The 22,328-nt window shown below is 64.8% G+C and carries 20 protein-coding genes; 11 read left to right on the top strand and 9 right to left on the bottom strand.

Translation table 11 applies throughout. The features are described from left to right. Positions 1-9 precede the first annotated feature (9 nt). Positions 10-651 carry a hypothetical protein gene (locus LJE63_04390; GenBank protein MCG6905843.1) on the bottom strand — a complete coding sequence of 214 codons (642 nt, stop codon included), beginning with the start codon at positions 649-651 and terminating at the stop codon, positions 10-12. Positions 652-877: 226 nt separating this feature from the next. Between LJE63_04390 and LJE63_04385 the strand changes: the two genes are divergently transcribed. Next, positions 878-1,675 carry a hypothetical protein gene (locus LJE63_04385; protein MCG6905842.1) on the top strand — a complete coding sequence of 266 codons (798 nt, stop codon included), beginning with the start codon at positions 878-880 and terminating at the stop codon, positions 1,673-1,675. Between the two features lie 63 nt (positions 1,676-1,738). On the opposite strand, the gene LJE63_04380 is transcribed toward LJE63_04385, so the two are convergent. Continuing rightward, positions 1,739-2,290 (bottom strand): hypothetical protein, encoded by a 552-nt coding sequence (locus LJE63_04380; protein ID MCG6905841.1) that lies wholly within the window; start codon positions 2,288-2,290, stop codon positions 1,739-1,741. Between the two features lie 553 nt (positions 2,291-2,843). Here LJE63_04380 and LJE63_04375 point away from each other — a divergent pair. Genes LJE63_04375 through LJE63_04355 form a run of 5 tightly spaced genes read left to right on the top strand, consistent with a single transcriptional unit; the run spans position 2,844 to position 7,413 of the window. Further along, complete coding sequence (locus LJE63_04375) at positions 2,844-4,076, top strand: ABC transporter substrate-binding protein (GenBank protein ID MCG6905840.1); 1,233 nt, start codon at positions 2,844-2,846, stop codon at positions 4,074-4,076. A gap of 47 nt (positions 4,077-4,123) precedes the next feature. Continuing rightward, on the top strand, positions 4,124-4,984 hold the full coding sequence (locus tag LJE63_04370) for a branched-chain amino acid ABC transporter permease (protein ID MCG6905839.1): 861 nt from the start codon (positions 4,124-4,126) through the stop codon (positions 4,982-4,984). A 2-nt stretch (positions 4,985-4,986) separates the two neighbouring features. Further along, positions 4,987-5,961 (top strand): branched-chain amino acid ABC transporter permease, encoded by a 975-nt coding sequence (locus tag LJE63_04365; protein MCG6905838.1) that lies wholly within the window; start codon positions 4,987-4,989, stop codon positions 5,959-5,961. Beyond that, positions 5,958-6,722 (top strand): ABC transporter ATP-binding protein, encoded by a 765-nt coding sequence (locus LJE63_04360; GenBank protein MCG6905837.1) that lies wholly within the window; start codon positions 5,958-5,960, stop codon positions 6,720-6,722. Before LJE63_04365 ends, LJE63_04360 begins: the two co-directional genes overlap by 4 nt. After that, complete coding sequence (locus tag LJE63_04355) at positions 6,715-7,413, top strand: ABC transporter ATP-binding protein (protein ID MCG6905836.1); 699 nt, start codon at positions 6,715-6,717, stop codon at positions 7,411-7,413. The genes LJE63_04360 and LJE63_04355 overlap by 8 nt, the downstream gene beginning before the upstream one ends. A gap of 101 nt (positions 7,414-7,514) precedes the next feature. On the opposite strand, the gene LJE63_04350 is transcribed toward LJE63_04355, so the two are convergent. The 7 genes from LJE63_04350 to lptD form a co-directional block, all read right to left on the bottom strand. Next, on the bottom strand, positions 7,515-8,960 hold the full coding sequence (locus LJE63_04350; GenBank protein MCG6905835.1) for a PbpA: 1,446 nt from the start codon (positions 8,958-8,960) through the stop codon (positions 7,515-7,517). A 44-nt stretch (positions 8,961-9,004) separates the two neighbouring features. Beyond that, positions 9,005-10,927 (bottom strand): methionine--tRNA ligase, encoded by a 1,923-nt coding sequence (gene metG, locus LJE63_04345; GenBank protein ID MCG6905834.1) that lies wholly within the window; start codon positions 10,925-10,927, stop codon positions 9,005-9,007. A gap of 4 nt (positions 10,928-10,931) precedes the next feature. Then, complete coding sequence (locus tag LJE63_04340; protein MCG6905833.1) at positions 10,932-11,750, bottom strand: stage 0 sporulation family protein; 819 nt, start codon at positions 11,748-11,750, stop codon at positions 10,932-10,934. 43 nt (positions 11,751-11,793) lie between these two features. Then, positions 11,794-12,831, bottom strand: coding sequence for a DNA polymerase III subunit delta' (gene holB, locus LJE63_04335; protein MCG6905832.1), 1,038 nt, complete (start codon positions 12,829-12,831; stop codon positions 11,794-11,796). 6 nt (positions 12,832-12,837) lie between these two features. Then, positions 12,838-13,119 (bottom strand): integration host factor subunit beta, encoded by a 282-nt coding sequence (locus LJE63_04330; protein MCG6905831.1) that lies wholly within the window; start codon positions 13,117-13,119, stop codon positions 12,838-12,840. Positions 13,120-13,195: 76 nt separating this feature from the next. Next, positions 13,196-13,723, bottom strand: a complete 528-nt coding sequence (locus tag LJE63_04325; protein ID MCG6905830.1) for a UpxY family transcription antiterminator — start codon at positions 13,721-13,723, stop codon at positions 13,196-13,198. A 138-nt stretch (positions 13,724-13,861) separates the two neighbouring features. Beyond that, complete coding sequence (gene lptD, locus LJE63_04320) at positions 13,862-16,153, bottom strand: LPS assembly protein LptD (protein ID MCG6905829.1); 2,292 nt, start codon at positions 16,151-16,153, stop codon at positions 13,862-13,864. Positions 16,154-16,468: 315 nt separating this feature from the next. Here lptD and surE point away from each other — a divergent pair, with 315 nt between their 5' ends. Genes surE through LJE63_04295 form a run of 5 tightly spaced genes read left to right on the top strand, consistent with a single transcriptional unit; the run spans position 16,469 to position 22,295 of the window. Further along, positions 16,469-17,230, top strand: coding sequence for a 5'/3'-nucleotidase SurE (gene surE / locus LJE63_04315; protein ID MCG6905828.1), 762 nt, complete (start codon positions 16,469-16,471; stop codon positions 17,228-17,230). Positions 17,231-17,264: 34 nt separating this feature from the next. Continuing rightward, complete coding sequence (locus LJE63_04310) at positions 17,265-18,224, top strand: HD domain-containing protein (GenBank protein ID MCG6905827.1); 960 nt, start codon at positions 17,265-17,267, stop codon at positions 18,222-18,224. 57 nt (positions 18,225-18,281) lie between these two features. Further along, on the top strand, positions 18,282-18,947 hold the full coding sequence (tmk, locus tag LJE63_04305; protein MCG6905826.1) for a dTMP kinase: 666 nt from the start codon (positions 18,282-18,284) through the stop codon (positions 18,945-18,947). 23 nt (positions 18,948-18,970) lie between these two features. Then, positions 18,971-21,259, top strand: coding sequence for a cysteine synthase (locus LJE63_04300; GenBank protein ID MCG6905825.1), 2,289 nt, complete (start codon positions 18,971-18,973; stop codon positions 21,257-21,259). 49 nt (positions 21,260-21,308) lie between these two features. Then, on the top strand, positions 21,309-22,295 hold the full coding sequence (locus tag LJE63_04295) for a hypothetical protein (protein ID MCG6905824.1): 987 nt from the start codon (positions 21,309-21,311) through the stop codon (positions 22,293-22,295). Positions 22,296-22,328: the final 33 nt, after the last annotated feature.

Below are 22,328 nucleotides of genomic sequence, written 5' to 3'. Positions count from 1 at the left end.
AGCGGTCGTCTAGTCCACCGGCTCGCCCGACGAAGGGGGTGTTTCGGGGACGTTTTCCGTTGCGGCAACCGCTTCTGTGGCCTCACCGGCATCGGGAGGCGGAGGCGCCAGCTGGTCGATCCTGCGGCGCAGGGCGGCCACCTCCTCGGTCAGGCGGTTGACCTGTTCGCGGGTGGGCAGCTTCATCAGCTGCAGCAACTCGGCGACCCGCTGATCCACCTTCTCGCCGATCCAGCCCTTGAGATTGTCGGCATACCCGAGGATCTCTTTTTTCAAGGTGCGGCCTTCCTTCTCGCTGATCTCCCGGTCCCTCACCAGCAGGCCGATCAGCTTTTCGACTTCATCCTCGGCCAGGGTGATGGTGTGTTGCCAGAAGGCGGCGGACTTGCGCGCATACCCGCTCAGGGTCCCCCCGCCCTTGCGGATCAGCTGGGCGAGAAAGCCGGAGGACATCTCCTCGACGCTCTCCCGCCGGTCACGGGCCAGAAGCTGGGCGAGGATGACGGAGGTCAGGTCTTCACCGGTGGCGTTGTCCACGATGCACACCTCTTCTCCACCCTTGACCAGCTCCCCGATTTCGGTCAGCGAGACGTAGCGCTTTTCGGTGGTGTCGTAGAGCTTGCGGTTGGCGTATTTCTTGATTTGGTGCATGGGTCTCCTCCTGTGGCCGGGCGGCGGTCCGCCGGGCGGCCGCCGCTAAACGGGATTATGGCATCAAAAATGACGCATTGCGTCATAATTGTCAACCCCCGCTTCTCCCGCCCGGCGAAACCGTTGAGCTTTGGCGCAATTCGGGCTATAAGCCGAAAGGCCGTGCGCCACACCCCACAGCCCCAATCGAGGGACACCCGTGAACCCCAGCAAAGGAGACGCCCATATGAACTTTGTCGATCATGGAATAGAGGCCTTGATGCGGTTTGCAACCGAGACCATCCGCCGGACCGGAGCGGAAGCGATGACATTTTACGGGAAGGGCAAACACGGCATCAAGTTCGACGAGGAGCTGGTGACATCCGCGGAGCTGCACCTGCGTCAACACTTCGAAAAAGAGGTGCGGGCGGCCTTCCCCGCCCACCAGGTTTTCGACACCCAGCATCTCGGCACGGCCTATGCCCATGACGAAACGCGTTATCTGTGGGTCTTCGACCCCCTGGACGGGGTCTCCAACTTTCTGGCGGGGATTCCCATCTGGGGCATGTCACTGGCATTGCTGGACAATTTCTGGCCCACGCTGGGGGTTTTTTTCATGCCGGCCACCGGCGATATTTTCCACGCCCAGGTGGGCAAGCGCGCCTATTGGGGCAAGAAAGCGATCTCCATCTCAGCCCAGCAGAGCATCAACGACGAGAGCTTGCTGCTGCTCTACTCCCGCTTCCACCACCATTACCACACGAGCTTCCCGGGCAAGATCCGCAACCTGGGGTGCACCGCCGCGCATATCTGCTACGTGGCCATGGGCCGCGCCGAGGCGGCCTTCGTCGCCAACGAATCCTATCAGGACCTGGCGGCCGCTCAGGTCATTCTGGAAGCCGCCGGCGGCAAGATATACAAAATGGACGGTCGGCCGCTGTCGGCCAATGAGTACATCGACGGCGAGCAGCGCGGCGAGCACCTGCTGGCGGCCGCTCCCGAGACGTGCCAGCAGGTCCTGCGCTGTTTGCAAAAAGCGGTTTGACGAACGCCGCAAGGCAGGGGCGGCGGTGTGGGAGGGAACGCCTCGAATGCGACACCGGGGGGCTCAGTCCCCTAGAAAGAGCCGGACGCGCTCGGCCGCGGCCTCCTGCCCGGCAGCCTTAAGCAGCCGGCCGACTGAGCCCAGGCATTCGCGCACGATGGCGGTCTTGGGGCGCGGCGAGGTCAACTGGACATCGATGGTTTTGAGATCGGTCAGCAGTTCGCTGAGCCCGTCGGCCGCAAGGCCGAAGCCCCCCAGCCCGACTTTCAGCTCCCCTGCCACCCCCTCCACGGCCTGGCGGGCGGCCGCATCCACCACCGGCCCGTCCCCCAGCCGGGGGCCGGTGTCGGCCTCACCCGGCAGTTGGGCCCCGGATCTGCGCCCCTCGGCGACCCCCTCGGCGGTCAGGCCGACCCCGCCGGAGAGGGTCCGGACCTCCACCAGGTCCCAGCCGATCAGGGTTTCGGCCAGGCGGCCGGCGGCGGTGCGGTCAAACCCCAGCGCCTCGCCAATCCCGTACATGGAGACCTGGGCGGTGGTCTCTCCGCCGGTCGCCTCGCACAGCGCAATCAGGTAGCGGCGGGTGTCCTCATCGAGTTCATAGGCGGCAGTCATACACCAGTGTCCTTTCGATTGGTCTATCCGTTGATTGAAATTTTGTTTTTGTAGCCCATTTCAAACCCGATGTCATCGCCTTTTAAGCCTGCAAGTTCCGAAACGGCCGCGACGTCGGCCGGCTTTCCTTTTTGGGGCGGGAATTTGCTATGGAAGATGGTCCGCGCTGCCACCGCTCTCCGCCGCCCATATTTCGATGAAAACGCCCCGGCCTGTTGTGGATGGTAAACTACCGTACTCCGTTCCTCGCCGGGGCCGACATGAGCCTGTTATCCCTGGCAGCCGTCCAGCTGATCCGCACCCCGCCGGTTATCGCAGCCCCCCATGAGACCAGCGCGGTTGCAAAGAAGTTCGAATCGGCGTATAAAGCCTAAATATCATTTGATTATGGGGATTCATCGCGCGGCCGTGGGGTTGTTTTCGGCCCGCGGGCCCCCCCCGCCCGGCGCCTGCGGGCCCGGACGGCCGGCAAAACGCAGCCGCTTGCGCGGCGGTGCCTGCGCCGCGGGCAGCCCAAGCGATGCTTGATGAACACTCTCAAAGGGAGGTGCCCATGAAACGTTTGCGGGGTGCGCTGTGCGCAGCCGTTCTGGTTATCCTGGCGATCAGCCTGCCGGCTTCCGCCGCTGCGGCGACCGCGCCGATTAAGCTCGGTTTCGTCTATATCATGTCGGGACCCTTTGCCACCTACGGTCAATTCGCCAAACAGGGGGCAGAGATGGCCATCGATGAGATCAACCGCGAGGGCGGCATCCTGGGGCGCCAGTTGGAGGCACGCTTCGAGGATTCCACCGGCAAGCCCGATGTGGGCATCCGGGTCTTTCGCAAACTGGTCTTCCAGGAGGCGGTGGACTGCCTGATCGGGCTGGATTCCAGCGGGGTGGCCAATGCGGTCGTACCGGCCCTTTTGCAGATGAAAACGCCGCTGATCATCACCCACGCCGCCACCCCCGATGTTACCGGCAGCCTCTGCAACCGCTACGCCTTCCGCATCTCGCTCAATCTCGACCAGAACGTCAAGGCCGCTGCCCTGATTGCCGCCGAGACCAAGGCCGACACCTGGACCACCATCGGCCCGGACTACGCCTTCGGGCATCAGTCCTGGGAGTACTTTCAAAAATACCTCAAGCAGATCAAGCCCGCGGTGCGTTTTCTGCCCGAGGCCCAGACGGCCTTTCCGCCCGCCAAAACCACTGATTTCAGCGCCTACATCACCAAGCTCATGCAGGCAAAGCCCCAAGGCGTACTGATCTCGCTGTGGGGCGGCAACCTGATCGATTTTGTGCGCCAGGCCGACCAGATGGGATTTTTTAGCGGGGATTTCGAAGTGCTCATGACCCTGGGCGGGGCCGTGGAAGTCCTGGACGCCCTGCGCGACAAGATGCCCAAGGGGATCTGGGTGGGCACCCGCTACTGGTTTCTGGCCAACGATACGGACCGCAACCAGCGCTTTCGAAACGACTACTACAACCGCTACGGCCAGTACCCGTCCTACAACGCCCACGGGGCCTACGGGGCGGTTTACAGCTACAAGGCCGCGGTGGAAAAGGCCGCGACGGTGGACAAGGAGGCCGTGATCACGGCTCTCGAGGGGCTCAGCCTGGAGCTGCCGGTGGGGCTCATAACCATCCGGGCCGAAGACCACCAGGCGCTCACCGACGCCTGCTGGGGCAAGACCTCCGCGGACCCGGCTTATCCGATCCCCATCCTGAAACCCCTGCGGGTTTTCCCGGGGGCGGAGATCACCCCGCCGGTAACCGAAACCGGCTGCCAGATGACGCCCTGACGGGGGTCCACCCGGATTCCAGGCGCCCCTGACATAAAGAGGTGGGTGTGGAAACACTGGCCATAAACATGCTGAACGGCCTGAGCTGGGGGATGCTGCTGTTTCTGATCTCCATGGGGCTCACGACGGTCTTCGGGGTGCTGGGGGTTCTCAACTTCGCCCACGGGGCGCTCTTCATGCTGGGGGCCTATCTCTGCATGCAGATCATGCGGATCGTGCCCAGCTTCTGGCTCGGCCTGGCGCTGGGGCCGCTTCTGGTGGCGGCCCTGGGGGTCGTGGTGGAGCGTTTTCTGCTGCGGCGGGTCTACGCCCGGGACGTGAGCTTCCAGCTCCTGTTGACCTTCGCGATCCTGCTGGTGCTGGACGACGCGGTTCGGCTGCTCTGGGGGCCGGCCTATCACGTGGTCGAGGCGCCGCCGCTGTTGGCCGGGGTTTTTCCGCTCTTCGGCCACACCTACCCGGTCTACCGCCTCTTTCTGATCGTGGTCGGCCCGCTGGTGGGCCTCGGCCTGTGGTTCTTCTTCCAGTTCACCCGCTGGGGCCGGATCGTGCGGGCGGCGGCACTGGACCGTGAAATGGCCGAGGGCATTGGCGTGCGCGTTCCGCTGCTGTTCACCGCCGTCTTCGCCCTGGGGGCCTGGCTGGCGGCCCTGGGCGGGGCGCTCGCAGCGCCCCAGCAAAGCCTGGCGCCTTCCATGGGCGACCGGATCATCATCGAAAGCTTCATCGTGGTGGTCATCGGCGGGCTGGGAAGCTTCCCCGGCGCCTTCGTGGGGGCCCTCTTCCTGGGCCTGCTGGAATCCTTCGGCACCGTTTTCGCCGGCCAGGCCCAGATGGCCCTGCCCTACCTCCTCCTGGCGGTGGTGCTGCTGGTGCGGCCACGCGGCTTTTTTGGGCGCGAGGCGTAGCCATGCCGGCCACCTTCCCAAGACGCGGCGGCCCCCTTCTGTGGGCCTGCCTCGGCCTCGCGGCCCTGATCCTCTGCCCCTTCCTGCTACCGACCTACTGGACCATGGTGCTGACCGAGATTCTGATCATGAGCCTCTTTGCGCTGAGCTTCAACCTGCTCTTCGGCGCCGCAGGACTGCTCTCATTCGGTCAGGGGGGTTTTTTTGGCCTGGGGGCCTTTGCCGCCGCCCTTTACCTTCAGGCCGGCGGCGGCTCCGTCTGGCTGGCGCTCTTTCTGGGAAGCGCCGCCGCGGCCCTGGCGGCGCTGGCGGTGGGGTATCTCTGCGTCCGGCGCGACGAGATTTTCTTCGCCATGCTGACCCTGGGTTTCGGCATGATGCTCTTTACCATCGCCCACAACTGGCGCGCGGTGACCGGCGGCAGCGACGGCCTGCCGCTCTTCGCGCTGCCGCCCCTGCGGCTGCCGGGGGCCGCCATCAGCCTCTATTCGCCCGTCAGCCTGTACCTCTTCACCCTGGCGGCGAGCCTCCTGGGCGCCCTGCTCCTCTGGCAGGTGGGGCGTTCGCCCTTCGGGCTGATTCTGACGGCCGTGCGGGAAAACAAGGAACGTTTCGCCTTCGTCGGCGGGCGCGTCCAGCGGGTGCGCCTTTTGGCCTTCGTCATTGCCGGCGGGCTGGCCGGGCTGGCCGGCACCCTGTTCTGTTTTTTCAACAGTCTTGCGACCCCCGACTACCTGCACTGGACCTTTTCGGCCAAACCGGCGCTGATGACGATCCTCGGCGGCAGCGGCGTTTTCCTGGGGCCGGCGGTGGGCGCCGCCGTCTTTTTCCTGCTGGAGCAGATCATCACCCAGGTCACCGAAAGCTGGATGATCGTCCTGGGGGCCATCCTGATCGTGGTGGTCCTTTTTTTCCCCAAGGGCATCACCGGGCTTCTGGCAGCGCGCCGGCCCCGCACCCGGAGCCCCCGGCCATGAGCGCGCAACCACTGCTCCAGGTGCAGGACCTCTCCCACCACTTCGGCAAATTCCAGGTGCTCAGCCGCATCTCGCTGGAAATTCCGGCGGGCGCCCTCACCGCCCTGATCGGTCCCAATGGGGCGGGCAAGACCACCTTCTACAACCTGGTTTCCGGCCGTTTCGCCCCCAGCGAGGGGCGCGTGGTGTTCGACGGCCGGGACATCACCGGGCTGCCGGCCCATCGGGTGGCCCCCCTGGGGCTGGTGCGCTCCTTTCAGATCACCAATATTTTCCCGGCCCTCAGCGTGCTGGACAACGTGGCCGTGCCACTGCTGCTGCAGCACCGCCAGGGGTGGAATTTCTGGCGCCCGCTGGCCCGTGAAAAGGCGGTCTACCGCCTGGCCGAAGCGCAGTTGGAGCGCGTCGGCCTGGCGGCCGCGGCCCACCGCCCGGCGCGTGAGCTGGCCTACGGCGACAAGCGCCTGGTGGAGATGGCGATCGTCCTGGCGCGCGAGCCCAAACTGGTGCTGCTGGACGAGCCCACCGCCGGCATGAACCCCGAGGAGACCGACCGCATGATCCGCCTCATCAAGACCCTGGCGGACACCTCGGGCACCACCTTCTGCCTGACCGAGCACGACATGAAGGTCGTCTTTGCGGTGGCCTCCCAGATCGTCGTCCTCCATCAGGGCCAGCTGCTGGCATGGGGCCCGCCGGAGCGGATCCGCAACGACACCGCCGTCAAACGGGCCTATCTGGGGGGCAGCCTCGATGCTTGAAGTCGATGACATCCACGTTTACCGGGACGACAGCTACATCATCCAGGGCTTGAGCCTGACGGTCGACCGCGGCGAGATCGTCTGCCTCCTGGGCCGCAACGGCGCCGGCAAGACCACCACCATCCGCAGCATCGCCGGCTTCAACCCCCCCGCCCGCGGCACAGTGCGCCTGGACGGAGCGCGCATCAGCGGGGAGCCGGTCTACGCCAATATCCGCCGCGGCATCGGCTACGTGCCCGAGGAGCGCCGCATTTTCTCGGACCTGACCGTATCGGAAAACCTGGAGGTGGCCCGCCTGCCCCCCCGCAGCGGGCAGGCCCCGTGGCCCCTGGAGCGGCTCTTCGAGGTCTTTCCCCTGCTGGTCAAGCTGCGCGACCGCAAGGGCGGTGAGCTCAGTGGCGGCGAGCAGCAGATGCTGGCCGTGGCCCGGGCCCTGGCCGGCAACCCGCGACTGCTGCTGCTGGACGAACCCTGCGAAGGCCTGGCCCCGGTGATCATCGAAATTTTAAGCGACATCATCCTCAGCCTGAAAGAAGACCTCGCCATTTTGCTGGCCGAGCAAAACACCCATTTCGCGCTCAATATCGCCGACCGCGGCTACGTCATCGATAACGGCCGCATCCAGCACCACGGCAAGGCCGCCGAGCTCAAGCGCGACCGCACGATCCAGGAGCGCTACCTGGCGGTCTGATGCGGTCTGCGGCCGGCCGCAGACGCCCCCAGGAGGTCCGGGGACCCCTGGGGCGGGTTTTCCTTCGGTGAATTGGGCGCAAGCAGAGGGGGGCGGGCGCTTCAGCCGCTGGCCTTGGCGGCGGCGGCCTGGCTGAAATAATTCCCGAAAAAGCGTTCGATCACCAGGCGCGCATACTGGCCGGCGCGGACGCCGATATATTTTTCGTGGGCCACGACCACCGAGATGGCGATTTTCTCGGAGCCGTTTTTCTCCTCGGCGAAGCCCACAAACCAGTCGAAGCGCAACTCGTTGTTGCGGTTGCTGATGCTGCCGGTTTTGCCGCCGATATTGAGCTGGGAGAGTACCCGGTGGCGCTGGTGGCCTTTGAACGCCTTGCGCGAGGTGCCGCCGAGGACGGTGGCCTCCATGAGGGTGTTGACAATCTTGGAGGTCGAGGGGGAGATCGCCCGGTTGAGCGGCTGGCGGTGCTGGCGGTAGAGGGGGCGGCCGCTCGCGTCGCTGATCTGATCCACCACCGTGGGGGCCACCATCTGCCCGCCGTTTAAAATCGTGGCCGCCAGCATGGCGCCGTGCAGCGGCGAGATGACCGTCTGGCGGTTGAACCCGCTGGCAATCTCGGCCCACTGGTAGGGTTCGTCCGAGAAGGAGACCGTGCTGGGGGCCAGCGGGATTTCGAAATTGATCGGACGGTTGAAGCCGAAGGCCTCAGCATACTGCTGGAGGGCGTCTTTGCCCAGGGTGCGCGCGCCGAGCTTGCCGAAGACCGGGTTGACCGACTGGGCGAAGGCGTCCCGGAACGTGATGTAGCGGGTGTAGCGGTTCTGCTGGTCCTTGAGCTGGGACTTGTAGAGGGTGTACTTGCCACCGTTGAAGCTCAGGGAGGAGCCGGGGCGGAAGCCGAGCTTTTCGACGGCGGCCGCAGCCGTCACGATCTTGAAGATGCTGGCGGCCGGAAAGCGGGTTTCGATGCAGGGGTTGGCGCTGGCGGGGTTGTCCTTGTCAAAGCCGGCCATGGCCAGCAGCCTGCCGGTGGCGGGCTCCATGGCCACGACGGCGATGTAGCGGCAGTGCTCGCGATCCATGCGTTTGAGCAGCTGGGACTGCAGCTGGGGGTTGAGGCTGGTTTCAACAGTAAAGCGCCGGCCGTCCATTTCCAGGGGAAAGGCGGCCTCGGTGAGGTTGATGAAGCGGCTGGGGTCGATCAGGACCTGAAGGTCCGCCTTGGTGAGCACCGGCGCTGATGCGGCTTCCGCCGGTTGGGCCGCAGGCGCCGGCGCAGGGGGGCTTTGCGGCTTTGCGACGGGCGCCGGGGACGGGTCCGGGGCCGGCGGGGGGTCAGGGGCGACCCTCGGCGACGGGGCCGGGGGCGTCGCGGGCAGCGGCGAGCTGTCACTGCCGCTCAACCCGGCCGTCAGCCCGTAAACCACCAGCAGCAGCAGCGGCAAAAGGGCCCAGAGGCGCCGGGTGCGCCGCAGCAGCCGACGCAGCCGCGTTTTTCGCTGCAATTGGGCCTGATAGACTTTCCAGCTGGGTGTGTGGGTCATCTTTTCCTGGTTGACCGATGGGCTGAAATTCAAGGCTGCCGGCGCTATCGCACCCCGCTGCCGGGCTTCATGGGCCGGTCCACCGTCAGGACCGCCCCCCTGACGTCATCCACGGCCGCCAGCAGCATGCCGCGGGAGAGCACGCCCATCAGCTTGACGGGCTTGAGATTGGCCACCACCACCACCTGTTTGCCCACCAGCTCCTCCGGCGTGTAGCTGGCGGCCATGCCGGCCACGACGGTGCGCTTTTCCCCCAGATCGATTTCAAGCTGGAGCAGCTTCTTGGCCTTGGGCACCGGCGCCACCCGCAGGACCGTCCCCACCCGCAGGTCCACCTTGGCAAACTCCTCGATGGTGATTTCCGGCTTGAGGGGCGCGCCGGCAGCCGCTTCGCCGGCGGCATCGTCGCCGGGGGCGTCGTCCTTCTTGCGTTCGATCCGCGGAAAAAGTCCGACCGCCTTGGGCAGCTGGGTTCCCGCCGGCAGATAGCGCCACTGCAAAAGGGTCTCCAGCCGGTAGAAAGGCGCGTCGGGGTCCAGCCCGAGGTGGCGCTGCATGGTCCGGGCGGTATCGGGCATCACCGGGTAGATCAGACCGGAAATGACCCGCAGCCCCTCCAGAAGGTTGTAGAGCACGGCGGCCAGCTGCTTGTGGGTCGCCTTTTTTTTGGCCAGCACCCACGGGGCGGTGACATCGATGTACTTATTGAGCTGGTTGATAAACTCCCAGACGGCGGTCAGCGCCTTGTGGAAAACGAAATTCTCCATCTCGCTTTCATACTCCGCGATGACCCGCGAGGCCTCGGCGGCGATCCCCGGCTGAAGCTCCTTTTCAGCTTCATGATCGACTTCCGGGACCACGCCCTTGAAATATTTGTGCACCATCGTGACCACGCGCGAGAAGAGGTTTCCCAGGTCGTTGGCCAGATCGGAGTTGATCCGCTGCACCAGGGCGTCCTCGGAAAAATTGGCATCCAAACCGAACACCATCTCGCGCATCAGAAAATAGCGGAAGGCGTCCAGCCCGTAGACATTCTTGAGCTCCAGGGGCTCGACCACGTTGCCGAGGCTCTTGGACATCTTGCTCTGGTCGATGTTCCAGTAGCCGTGCACGTTGAGGTGCTGGTAGACGTCGATGCCGGCGGCCTTGAGCATGATCGGCCAGTAGATGCCGTGGGGCTTGAGGATGTCCTTGGCGACGACGTGCTGGACCACCGGCCAGAATTTCTTGAACAGCTCGCCCTCCGGGTAGCCCAGCGCCGAGACGTAGTTGATCAGGGCATCGAACCAGACGTAGGTGACGTAGCCGTCGTCAAAGGGCAGGTTGATGCCCCATTTGAGCCGCGCCTTGGGCCGTGAGATGCAGAGGTCTTCCAGCGGCTCGCGCAGAAAGGCGAGCACTTCGTTGCGGTAGCGCTCCGGCCGGATGAAATCCGGGTGCCGCTGGATGTGATCGATCAGCCACTGCTGGTACTTGCCCATGCGGAAAAAATAGTTGGCCTCCTTGATCACCTCGGGGGCCGCGTCGTGGTCCGGGCATTTGCCGTCCACCAGCTCGCGCTCGGTGTAGAAGCGCTCGCAGCCAAAGCAGTAGAGGCCCTCGTACTCGGCGAAGTAGATGTCGCCGGCATCGTAGATCTTCTGCAGGATCTGCTCCACCACCGCCATATGACCGGGTTCGGTGGTGCGGATAAAGCGGTTGAAACCGATGTTGAGCTCCGGCCAGAGCGCCTTGAAGAGCTCGCTGATCTGGTCCACGTAGGCCCGCGGGCTGAGGTTTTCGTTGCGGGCGGCGCGCACGATTTTATCGCCGTGCTCGTCGGTGCCGGTCAGAAAAAAGGTCTCCCTGCCCCGCATGGCGTTGAAACGACAGGCCACGTCGGCCACGATGGTGGTATAGGCATGCCCCAGGTGCGGCCTGGCGTTCACGTAGTAGATCGGCGTTGTGACGTAAAAGGGCCTGTCCATTCGCTTACTCCTTGCTCTTCTTGGGCGCGTCCCAATTGATCTGGGAAAGCGCCGTCTCGACTTCGGTTCCGTCCTGCAGCCGCAGGGTCAAGCGCTGACCGAGCAGGTTGTGGCGGATGACCTTGGCCTTGCCGTTTTTGTAGTCCACCGTTTTACCGATTTTGGGAAACCCCTTCCTCAGCTCGTGGTAGACCGGGTTTTCGTAGGTCAGGCAGCACATCAAGCGCCCGCACAGGCCCGAAATCTTGGTGGGGTTGAGGGAGAGGTTCTGTTCCTTGGCCATCCGGATGGCCACGGGCTCGAACTTTTCCATGAAAAGCGAACAGCACAGCTCCCGGCCGCAGCGGCCGATGCCGCCGCACATCTTTGCCTGGTTGCGAATGCCCACCTGCCGCATTTCGATCCGGACCCGGAACTCGCGCACGAGCAGCTTGACCAGCTGCCGGAAATCCACCCGGTCCTCGGCGGTGAAAAAGAAGGTCAGCTTGCTGGCGTCGAAAGTGCTTTCAACGTGAAACAGATTCATCTTGAGTTTAAGCTTCTTGATGCATTGCAGGCAGAAGGCATGGGCCTTTTTGCGGGTTTCGAGATTGCTCTCGCGCTGCTTGAAATCGTCCGGGCTGGCCAGCCGGAAAACCTTCTTGAGCGGTTTGGCGACGGCATCATCGGCCAGCGCCACCGGCGGGGTGGCGACGGTGCCGAACCCCAGGCCCTGCTCGGTCTCGACGATGACCCGGTCACCGTGCTTGAGAACGAAGGCGCCGCTGTCAAAATCGTAGACCTTGCCGGCCGGTTTGAATCTTATTCCGACAACTTTTTTCATGGTGCATCACAGTTCATAGCGGTAAACCCGGCGGCGGGCCGACTCATATTGGGGGGGATTGGTTTCCGGGCCTCCCGGACCCTGCCGGCAGGCGACCCGCCAGCTGCAGCATCAAGCGCTCCAGCACCAGGCGGGGATTGAGGTTGGCGGCGATTTGCCTTTGGGCGCTGGCAACCGCCTGGATGCGCTGCAACAGGGCTTCATCCGGCAGCCGGCCCGCGGCCCGGCCCACCAGCGCCGCCTGGTCCTGGTTGATCAGGCGGCCGGGTGTGTGCCGAAAAACCAACAGGTCGCGCAGCCAGGCATTGATCAGATCGAGCGCCTCGGGGATCCAGTCTTTCCGCCCGGCCAGTTTCTCGGCCACCGCCAGCAGCAGCTCCAACGGCCGACTGGACAGCGTTTCGGGGCGGTCCAGCCCGATGGCCGCGATCAGCCAGCTGCGGCGGGCGCGCCAGTCGGCCTGGCTGCAGCGCAGCGCACGCGTCAGGCTGCCGTCGGAGACGGCGGCGGCAAAGGCGGCGGCATCCGGGGCGATTCCATGTGCCTCGGTCAGCAGGGTCTGCAGCGTCCGTCGGGGAATCGGGCCGAAGCGCAGCTGCTGGCAGCGGGAGACGACCGTCGGCAGCAGGTCACCCATTTGGGTGGCCAGTAAAATCAGCAGGGTCCGCTCCGGCGGCTCCTCCAGCACCTTCAACAGGGCATTGGCAGCCTCGGGGTTCATGGCGCGCGCATCCCTGATGATCACCACCCGCGTGCGGGCCGCGTAAGGCTTCAGGGCCAAGGTGGCGCAGAGCTGACGCACCTGGGCCACCCGGATCAGCGGCCCATCGGGGGCGACCGTAAGCAGATCGGGGTGCTGACCCGCCGCAAGGCTTCGACAGGTGCGACACGCCCCGCAGGGCCCCTCCCCGGCCGCGGCGCTGCAGTTCAGCGCCATGGCCAAGAGCAGCGCCGCCTGGGCTTTGCCCACCCCCTCGATGCCGCAGAAGAGCAACGCATGGGGCAGGGCGTCCCGGCGCAGCATGGCTTTCAGGCGCTCGACGGCCCGTTCCTGCCCTATGAGGGCTTCAAATCCAGACAAAACAGGTCACCCGAGGGTGTCCACACGCTCTTTGAGCTCTTTGCCGCATTTGAAAAAGGGCAGCTTCTTGGGGCTGATCAGGACCTTTTCGCCGGTTTTGGGGTTGCGCCCGGTGTAGCTCTTGTACTCCTTGACAAAGAAGCTGCACAGACCGCGGATCTCCACCCGCTCTCCGCGGGCCATGGCATCGGCCATGCTGTCGAAAAACAGCTGCACCACCTTGGCCGCCTCGGCCTTGGAGATATTGGCATTGTCTTTCAAGGCGGATATGAGTTCCAATTTGTTCATAAACCCTCCTCCCCGGATTTTGCCCGCTGGCAGGCGATCTATCTAGATAAAAAAAAATTATTAAAATGTCAAACAGTTATGTCAGTATTTGGGGAATTTTCTCCACGTCCTCGGCGGCGACTTCCACCCCGGCGAACTGCCCCAGGGCGTCCACGTTGACCACAACCCGCCCCTTGCCCCGGTAGCTGACGAACACCCCGGTCAGCCCCACCAGCGGACCGTTGATCACCATCACCCGGTCACCGCGCCGCAGCCGGCTACCGGTGACGATCGAAAGGTCGCTGGCCACCATGATCTGCAGCGACTGGATGGTTTCGGCCGCCACCGGCACGGGCCCATCTTTGGTCCCGATAAGGCGCACCGCCCCGATGGTCTTCACGATCTCCAGGTGCTCGTTGGGATCCAGGTTGGTGCGGACGAAGATGTACCCCGGGAAAAGCGGCACCCGGATCATGAGCTTGCGATCCCGGCGGGTGCTGGGAACGGTGATCCGGGGCAGAAAGACCTCGATCGACTTTTTGAGCAGGCCGTCGTTGACCACATTTTCAAAACGGCTCCTGGTGTGCAGCACATACCAGGAACGGACCAGTTGCGATGATGGCATGGCGTGTTTTCCAAAGACTTTGTCGATGGGTGATCTGCGGGCCGCCGCATTTTCCCGGCGCGACCGTGGCCGGCCTGCGCGAATCAAAAAAAGGCCCAGGGCCGCGAAAGGCACCGGGCAGAATCCTCGACTGGGCGCTTAATCCCAGTCCAGCGGGCTTGGGATGGAACGCCCTATGGCCTTTTCGCCCAGGCTCCCCAAACCGCGCAGACTGACCATGAAAGCGATCTGGCGGTCCTCATCCTTTTGCAGATACCCGATACCGGCGGACCAGCACTGGGCGCTGTAAACCAGCCCGAAGCCGGCGCGCTGCACCAGTTCGTCTTCAAGGTTGTACTCGTATTCGCCGTAGGCCCACAGCCAGTCGGCCAGGCGGACGCCCGCATCGGCGTATAGGGTTTGACTGCGGTCGATTCTGGTAACATCGCCCGTTTCAAGATCCCGCAGCAGAGACAGCTCGGTGAAGCGATGCTCGAAAAACAGGTGGTCGCCCCGCAGATCCGTCAGACGGGCGGCGATGTTGCGCCTGAGAAAGGTGTCCTCGTAAAAGGACCACTCGGCACCGGCCTGAAGAGCCAGGTGGCGCCCCGGCACAAACTCCAATTGGCCCGAAAGAGGTGAGAACGGCTCCCGTTTGAGGGTCTCCTGATTGCGCAATTTCAAGGGGTCGCCCTCATCGGCCTCGGTGATGTCGTACCTCTGCTCGAGCTTGAAGCGCAAAAACTCGCGATAGTCAAACTCCGGCGGACTATCGCCGGCGGCCTCCCCGCGCGGCGCCCTGGGTTTACGCGAGGTCAGGGTGTTGGTCAGGGAGTAGGCCACCTGGTTTTTTTTCAGGATCTTGTCGATGCGGTCAAAATCGGGGAAGCGCTCGCTGTCCCTGTCGGGAATGAAGCTGTAGACCACCTGGGGGCGGAGGGTGTGCCGGATGCGATCGAGCCCCCCCAGGTCGGTCTTGTAAATCTTGAAGATGTCGGTGGAGAGGTCCAGCCGCAGGTCGTAGAGCTCGCGGCTCAGGGTGCGGTCATTCTCGCTGCTGCCATCGTCGAAGCGGTCGATGTACCAGAGGGTTTGGCGCAGGCCGACTGAGGGCTCCAATGCCAGGTAGCGCTGCCAGCGAAAAGGCCAGTAAAAACGGGGGTAGGCGTCCAAGCGCTGGTTGCGGTCGGCGTCCTCGGTGTAGTTGTGAAAGTAACTGGTGGCGAAATCGAAGTAGAGCGGGGAACCCGGCAGCGGCTGGCGCGCTCCGTTGAGGCCGATGGCCGGCAGGGTGCTCTCGGCGGTGTTTTGTTTGTCCTGGGTCCGGGCGATGACATCGTCCTCCCAGTTGGTCAGGGCATTGAAGCTGTAGCGCGACCAGACCCGGTTGATGTTGAGGCTGTTGCTGCGGATGGTGTCGTCCTTGTCATCCAGGTCGCGCCCGAAAAAGCGCTCGAACATCCGGTCGCTCCGGGTGTAGCCGGCATAGCCGTCCTGGAACTCCTTCAGGTAGTCCTGGTCGCTGACGAAATCCAGGTCTAGCCTGGCGAAGAAATCTTGGGGCAGCGCCTGGTTAGCCTTCATGCGAAACCAGTAGCGGTCCGAATTGGTGCGCAGGTAGTTGTCGTCGGTGTAGCCATAATCCTCACTGGAACTGCCGCTGCCGTCATCCACCTTGCGGTCCTCCAGGAAGTCGTACATCGCCACCCCCTTGGAGAATTCATCCAGCATGTAGCGATACTCCGCACCGGTCTTGACCCCCCGGTCGGACATGTAATCGACGTAAAGGGTGGCGTCGCTGCTGTCGTTGATGGCCCAGTAGAGGGGCTGCACGTATTGCGTTCCCAGACGGTCGGAAATCGCCGCCTCGGGGGTCAGCAACCCGCTCTGACGCTTTTGCTTGACTGGAAAGACCATAAACGGGGCATAGAACACCGGCACGTTGCGGACCCACAGGACGGGGTGCGTGACGAAGCCGTAGCCCTCGAGGGTGACCTTGAGGTTGCGGCCGGTGATCTTCCAGGCAGGCGGGTCGCCGTCGCAGCTGGTCAGGCTCGCCCTTGCGACCTTGAAATCCCGCGGGCCGACTTTCTGGATGGTCTGCCCGGTGATCAGAAAATGTTTTTCCTCGACGAACAGGCCGCCCCCGTAAACCGTACCGGTCTCGGTGCGCAGGTCCATCTCCATGCGGTTGCCGCTGAGGACGTCCTGACCCACGGTCATGACGACGTTGCCGGAAGCCTCGGCTAGCATGTTCAGGTAGTCGAAGCGGGCGAAATCGGCCTTCAGGCGGCGATCCAGCTTGGTGATGTCGACGTTGCCGCGGGCGATGTAGACCTGCAGCCGGTCGTCGTAGCTGATCTCATCGGCGGTGATGTGCCAGGGCTGGTCGGGGTCGTCGGTCAACGGCTGCCGGGCCGCGGCCCCGCCGGCAGCCAGGACCAGCAACAACGCGGCGGCCAGCAGCCTAACCGCGCGCGGGGCAGCCCTGGATCCTCTCCGGGGGCCGAGGCCCGCTGATCTTTGACCCGACCTGTCGATTGCGCTCATCTGGATCCAGTTGGGGGGCCGGCACAGCCCCTGGCGGCGGCCCTTCGCGGCGATTTTACCCACGGCAAGAAAGGAACGGATAACCTGTTGAACCCGGGCGGAATATGAAGTATAATTTTAATTTGGTTGAAAAATCAAGATGAAGTTCCAAAACGGCCGCGGGCGGCCGGACCAGGGGCGCCCGTTGGCGTCCTGCAGACAGCCGCCGGGAAAAAGATGAACCTCTTGTTGACCAACGATGACGGCATTCAGGCCGAGGGCCTGTGGGCGCTCTACCGGCGCTTGGCGCGGGATTACGCGGCGACGGTTGTGGCCCCCGAGCGCGAGCGCAGCGCGGTCAGCCACAGCATCACCCTGCACAAGCCGCTGCGACTGACCCACCACCGCAGCCCCGACGGGATGTGCGGCTACGCCGTCAGCGGTACCCCCGCGGACTGCGTCAAACTGGGGGTTCTGGAGCTCCTGGAACGCCGGCCGGACCTGGTGATCGCCGGCATCAACCCGGGGGCCAACGTGGGGATCAACCTCAACTACTCGGGCACGGTATCGGCCGCCAAGGAAGCCGCCCTGCTGGGCCTGCCAGCCATCGCGGTTTCGGTCAACAGCCACGCGCCGCGGCACTATGACGCCGCCGCCGGTTTTATCGCCCGTCTGGCCGAGATGGTCCTGAAAAAGGGGCTTCCCGGCGGCACCTTTCTAAACGTCAACCTGCCCGACCTGCCGCTGGGAGAAGTGGCCGGGGTGCGCATCAGCCGACAGGGCATCGGCGTATTCAGCGACGCCTTCGAAAAACGCACCGATCCCCGTGAGCGGGTCTATTTCTGGCAGGGCTGCGACCCGCAGACCGGCTACGACGACCCCGAGGTGGACGGCGGCGCCCTGGATCACAACTTCGTCACGATCTGCCCGCTGAAATGCGACATGACCGCCTACGACCTGCTGGAGAACCTCAGGGCCTGGCCCCTGGCCTTCGGCTGAGGCCGGTTGCGCCCCAACCTGCGAAAGGTGCCCCATGAAGCGCCAGTTTGTCGAAAAGCTCAAGGCCGGCGAAGCGGTGGACGACGTGTTCGTTCTGGCCGAGAAAGCCCTTTACCAGAAGCGCGACGGCAACCCCTACCTCAACGCGACCTTCTCCGACCGCAGCGGCAGCATCAAGGGCGTTCTCTGGGACCGCGTCGAGGAGCTGGCCCCGACGGTGGCGGCGGGGGATTTTGTCGCCGTCAAGGGCAGCGTCGGCGAGTACAAGGGCAGCCTGCAGCTGGTGGTCAAGTCGATCAAGCCCTGCCCGGCGGAGAATGTCACCCCGGCGGATTTCCTGCCCACCGGCCAGCGGGACCCGGAGCGGATGTTCGAGCGCCTCTGCCTGCTCACCCAAAGCCTGGAAACCCCCTGGCTCAAGGCCCTGGTGGCGGCCTTCTGGCAGGACGCCGAATTCGTGCGACTCTTCAAAACCGCCCCCGCGGCCAAAAACATGCACCACGCCTACATCGGGGGGCTTTTGGAGCACTCGCTGTCCATGGCGCTTCTGGCCGATAAGATCGCCCAGCACTACAGCGGCGTGGACCGCGACCTCTTGCTGGTGGGCGCCATTTTTCACGACATCGGCAAAATCCGGGAGTTCGACTACCAGGTGGCCATCGACTATTCCGACGAGGGCCGGCTGCTCAGCCACATCGTCATCGGCCTGGAAATCGTGGCGGCCAAGATCCGCGAGGTGCCCGACTTTCCCGTCGAGCAGGCCAACCTCTTGAAGCACATGATCGTCAGCCACCACGGCGCCCGCGAGCTGGGCTCCCCCGAGCCGCCCAAGACCATCGAGGCCGTGCTGCTCAACTACATCGACGAGATGGACTCCAAGATCAACGGGATCCGCGACTTCATCAACAGCGACCCCTCCCAGAAGACCTGGACCGCCTACCACCGGCTGCTGGGGCGCCATTTTTACACCGGCAAACACCCCCAGGCGGGCTGATTCGCGCAGCGCCCGCAAGGGGCCCGGCGAGAAAACCGCGGAAAGCGAAAACAGGGCATGTTCATCACCCTCGAAGGCATCGAAGGCTCCGGCAAGACCACCCAGATGGCCCACATCGCCCGGTTTCTGGAAGAACGCGGCCGGACCTGCCTGCAGACGCGAGAGCCCGGCGGCACCCGCATCGGCGAGAAACTGCGCGCGATTCTGCTGGACCCCGACCACCGCCACCTGGCGCCGGGGGCCGAGCTGCTGCTCTACACCGCCGACCGCGTCCAGCACGTCCAGGAGGTCGTCGTTCCGGCCCTGGACGCCGGGCAGACGGTGCTCTGCGACCGCTTTTTCGACGCCACCCTGGTCTACCAGGGTTATGCCCGCGGCCTGGACCGACGCCTGATCCAGACCCTGCACGATCTGCTGCTGGGCGGGCTGCGACCCGACCTGACCCTCCTGCTGGACCTGGATCCGGCGGTGGGCCTGCGCCGCGCCTGGCACCAGCTGGATAGCGGCTCGCGCGGCGCCGGCGAGTCGCGCTTCGAAAAGGAGGCCCTGGCCTTTCACCGCAAGGTGCGCGCCGGCTACCTGGAACTGGCCGCCGAAGCCCCCGAGCGCTTCGCCGTCGTCGACGCCGGCCAAAGCGAGGCGGCCGTGCGGCAGGCCATTTTCGATATTCTGACCGGACGCTTAAAACGCCTGCCGACCCCAGGCGCCGCCGTTTCACGATAGCCGTCAACCAAGGACACGCCAACATGGCTTTTTCAATTCTCGACACCATCGGCAACACGCCGCTGGTGGAGATCCGCCACCTCAATCCCAACCCCCGGGTCACGATCCTGGCCAAGCTGGAATACTTCAACCCCGGCGGCTCCATCAAGGACCGCGCGGCCCTTGCGATGATCACGGCGGGCGAGGAATCCGGGGAGCTGACCCCCGAGAAGACCATCCTGGAGGCCACCAGCGGCAACACCGGCATCGGCCTGGCGCTGGTCTGTTCGGTCAAGGGCTACCGGCTGCTGCTGGCCATGTCCGAGGCCGCCAGCGAGGAGCGCAAGAAGATCCTGCGGGCGCGGGGCGCCGAGATCCTCCTGACCCCAGGGCATCTGGGCACCGACGGCGCCATCGAGGAAGTCTACCGCCTGGCCCGGGAGAACCCGGAGCGCTACTACATGGCCGACCAGTACAACACCGAGGCCAACTGGAGGGCCCACTACCAGGGCACGGCGCCTGAAATCTGGCGCCAGACCGACGGCAAGGTCACCATGGTGGTGGCCACCATGGGCACCACCGGCACCCTGATGGGCCTCTCGCGGCGCCTCAAGGAGTACAACCCCGCCATCGAAATCGTCGGCGTCGAGCCTTACCTGGGCCACAAGATCCAGGGCCTGAAGAACATGAAGGAGGCCTATTGCCCCGAAATCTACGAAAAAAACAGGCTGGATAAAAAGGTCAACATCGACGACGAGGAGGCCTTCGAGATGACCCGCCGCCTGGCGCGCGAGGAGGGCATCTTCGTGGGGATGAGCAGCGGGGCGGCGATGGCCATCGCCGCCCGGGAGGCCGCGGCCATGCGCGAGGGCCTGATCGTGGTGATCTTCCCCGACAGCGGCGAGCGCTACCTCAGCACCCCCCTCTTCGCCGAGCGCGAGAAGGTGGCCTTCAAGCTCTTCAACACCTTGACCCACAGCAAGGAGGGCTTCGTGCCGCGCCTGCCCGGCAAGGTTTCGATGTTCACCTGCGGCCCCACGGCCCACGCGCGGATGCACCTGGGGGAGTGCCGGCGCTTTGTCTTCGCCGATCTGCTGGCCCGCTACCTGGCCTTCCGGGGCTACGAGGTCCGCCACCTGGTCAACATCACCGACCTGGACGACAAGACCATCGCGGGCTCGGAGCAGGCCGGCAGCGACCTGATCTCTTTTACCGATGGTCACATCGCGGCCTTCAAGGAAGACCTGGCCTGTCTGGGCGTCAAGCCCGCGGACCTTTACCCGCGCGCCAGCGAGCACACCGATGAGATGGTCGCCCTGGCCCAGAAGCTGGTCTCCAAGGGCTTCGCCTACGAAAAACTGCGCTCGCTTTACTTCAACATCGCCCGGGCCACCGATTACGGCCATTTCTCGGGCATCGACATCAACAAAATCCGCCTGGGCGCCACCGTCGACCTGGACGAGTATGAAAAGGACAACCCCCGCGATTTCACCCTCTTCAAGCGCTCCCGGCTCTCGGAACTCAAGCGCGGGCTGTACACCAAAACCGAGTGGGGCAACGTTCGGCCCTCCTGGCACATTCAGCGCATCGCGATGGCGATGAAGTATTTCGGCGAGGGCTATGACCTCCATGCCAGCAGCCGCGAACTGGCCTTCCCGCACCACGAAAACGAAATCGCCATCGCCAGGGCGCTCACCGGCCGGCCTTTGGCCAGCTACTGGGCCCTCTGCGAGGGGGTCCTGGCCGACGGCAAAAAGGCCGACGCCCGCAGCGCCGGTCCGACCCTGGCGACCCTGATCGCCCAGGGCTATACGGGCCGCGAGATTCGCTACTGGCTGCTTTCGGGCCACTACCGCAAACCCCTGGTCTTTTCCGACGAACGCATCGCCGATGCCCGGCAGGCCCTGCGGCGGCTGGATGCCTGCGTCCAGAACCTGCTCAACGTCCAGGGCGGGCCGCCCTTCGCCGAGCGCGACCAGCTGCTTTACGACATCCGCCAGGGCTTTGTCAGCGCCCTCGACGACGACCTCAACATGGCCCTGGCCGCGGCCTCGCTGTTCCGCAATGTCAAGCGGATCAACATCCTGATCTACCAAAACCGGATCGGCGCAGAGGACGCCGCCAAAATCCTGGAGGCCTTCAAAAGCATCGACGCGGTGCTGCAGATCTTCGATTTCACCGACGTGCTGGCCGACCCCCAAATCCAGCGCCTGATGGCGGACCGCGAAACCGCCCGCCGCAACCGCAACTGGGCGGAAGCCGACCGCCTGCGGGAGGAGCTCCGGCGCCGCGGCGTGACGGTCCGGGACGGCAAGCTGCCCCCGAACGGATGACAGCCGCTGGCCGGTCCGGCCGAGGCCTCAGCCCTTCTTCTGGAGGATTATGAAAGCGACCTTTTTCCCCTTCACCGATATTTCGCAGCCGCTTCTGGCGGCTGCCACAACCGTTTTTGAGCGCCTGCTGCTCTACCGCCCGTCGCGCCTGGAGCCCACGGGCGACCTGCAGGCCTGGGTCGACCGCGGCGCGCTGGAAATCCGCATCCCGGTTCAGGGCGATGAAGACCGCCTGGGCGTCCTCTTGCAGGAGTATCGGCAGTGGGCCGAACTTCGCGGGGGCGGCGACCTGGGGCGCTTCAAAGGGCGCCAGGAGGAGATTCCCTTTTTCGACGACCAGTCGCCCCTGAAACTGCGCGCGGAGATCCTGGGGCAGGGCGCCGGCGCCAAACACGACCCCGACCCCGCCGACGCCCTTTTCCAGGCACGGGTCTTTCTTCAGATGGCCCAGGCCTTTGACCGCCAGCAGCACGAGCTGCACCAGGCGCTGACGGCCATCGACGACCGTCAGCAGGCCATGCTGCGGGAGCTGGGCGATTATGAAAAGCTGCCGCCGGGGGCTTCCCGGCGGCCGGCGCCGGCACCCGACCCGGGCGCCCACATGACCGCCGAGCGCCTTGCCGCCTGGGCATGGCTGGCGCTGCAGGCGCCCCCAAGCGATGCCGTTTTGCTGACGGGCAGCCCGGCCGCGTGGGACCTGCTGACCGACCGCTTTCCCGCAACCGTGGTGCTGGCCCAGTGGCCCGTCCCCTCCTGGCCTTGGCCCGACGGCGCAGCGGTCACCCGGTGGCGTGGGGATGTGTTGACCGTTCTTGACGACCTCGCCCGGAACCCCTGGCCCGGGGCCGAAGCGCCGGTCCTGCCGCCGCCCCCGGCGGAGCCGTCACCTTACGAAGGGCTCACCCTGAAGCTGGCCCTGGTGCCCGAGACACCCCTGCCGCTTTTGCTCGCCGGTCTCAGCGCCAAGACGCCGGCGGCAACCCAGGGGGATCGGCCCGACCCACAGCGCCACAGCCTGCTGGCATTGATTGTCTGAGGCCACGCCGCACCCTTCTGCGCGGCAACCCAG

It is taken from the genome of Desulfobacteraceae bacterium (assembly GCA_022340425.1).
In the GTDB taxonomy this organism is placed as follows: domain Bacteria; phylum Desulfobacterota; class Desulfobacteria; order Desulfobacterales; family JAABRJ01; genus JAABRJ01.
This window is presented reverse-complemented; position numbering and strand designations above follow the sequence as displayed.

Coding starts and splice junctions, on each gene's coding strand:
- LJE63_04390 (MCG6905843.1), bottom strand. CDS start 651: ATGCACCAAATCAAGAAATACGCCAACCGCAAGCTCTACGACACCACC.
- LJE63_04385 (MCG6905842.1), top strand. CDS start 878: ATGAACTTTGTCGATCATGGAATAGAGGCCTTGATGCGGTTTGCAACC.
- LJE63_04380 (MCG6905841.1), bottom strand. CDS start 2,290: ATGACTGCCGCCTATGAACTCGATGAGGACACCCGCCGCTACCTGATT.
- LJE63_04375 (MCG6905840.1), top strand. CDS start 2,844: ATGAAACGTTTGCGGGGTGCGCTGTGCGCAGCCGTTCTGGTTATCCTG.
- LJE63_04365 (MCG6905838.1), top strand. CDS start 4,987: ATGCCGGCCACCTTCCCAAGACGCGGCGGCCCCCTTCTGTGGGCCTGC.
- LJE63_04360 (MCG6905837.1), top strand. CDS start 5,958: ATGAGCGCGCAACCACTGCTCCAGGTGCAGGACCTCTCCCACCACTTC.
- LJE63_04355 (MCG6905836.1), top strand. CDS start 6,715: ATGCTTGAAGTCGATGACATCCACGTTTACCGGGACGACAGCTACATC.
- LJE63_04350 (MCG6905835.1), bottom strand. CDS start 8,960: ATGACCCACACACCCAGCTGGAAAGTCTATCAGGCCCAATTGCAGCGA.
- metG (MCG6905834.1), bottom strand. CDS start 10,927: ATGGACAGGCCCTTTTACGTCACAACGCCGATCTACTACGTGAACGCC.
- LJE63_04340 (MCG6905833.1), bottom strand. CDS start 11,750: ATGAAAAAAGTTGTCGGAATAAGATTCAAACCGGCCGGCAAGGTCTAC.
- LJE63_04330 (MCG6905831.1), bottom strand. CDS start 13,119: ATGAACAAATTGGAACTCATATCCGCCTTGAAAGACAATGCCAATATC.
- LJE63_04325 (MCG6905830.1), bottom strand. CDS start 13,723: ATGCCATCATCGCAACTGGTCCGTTCCTGGTATGTGCTGCACACCAGG.
- surE (MCG6905828.1), top strand. CDS start 16,469: ATGAACCTCTTGTTGACCAACGATGACGGCATTCAGGCCGAGGGCCTG.
- LJE63_04310 (MCG6905827.1), top strand. CDS start 17,265: ATGAAGCGCCAGTTTGTCGAAAAGCTCAAGGCCGGCGAAGCGGTGGAC.
- tmk (MCG6905826.1), top strand. CDS start 18,282: ATGTTCATCACCCTCGAAGGCATCGAAGGCTCCGGCAAGACCACCCAG.
- LJE63_04300 (MCG6905825.1), top strand. CDS start 18,971: ATGGCTTTTTCAATTCTCGACACCATCGGCAACACGCCGCTGGTGGAG.
- LJE63_04295 (MCG6905824.1), top strand. CDS start 21,309: ATGAAAGCGACCTTTTTCCCCTTCACCGATATTTCGCAGCCGCTTCTG.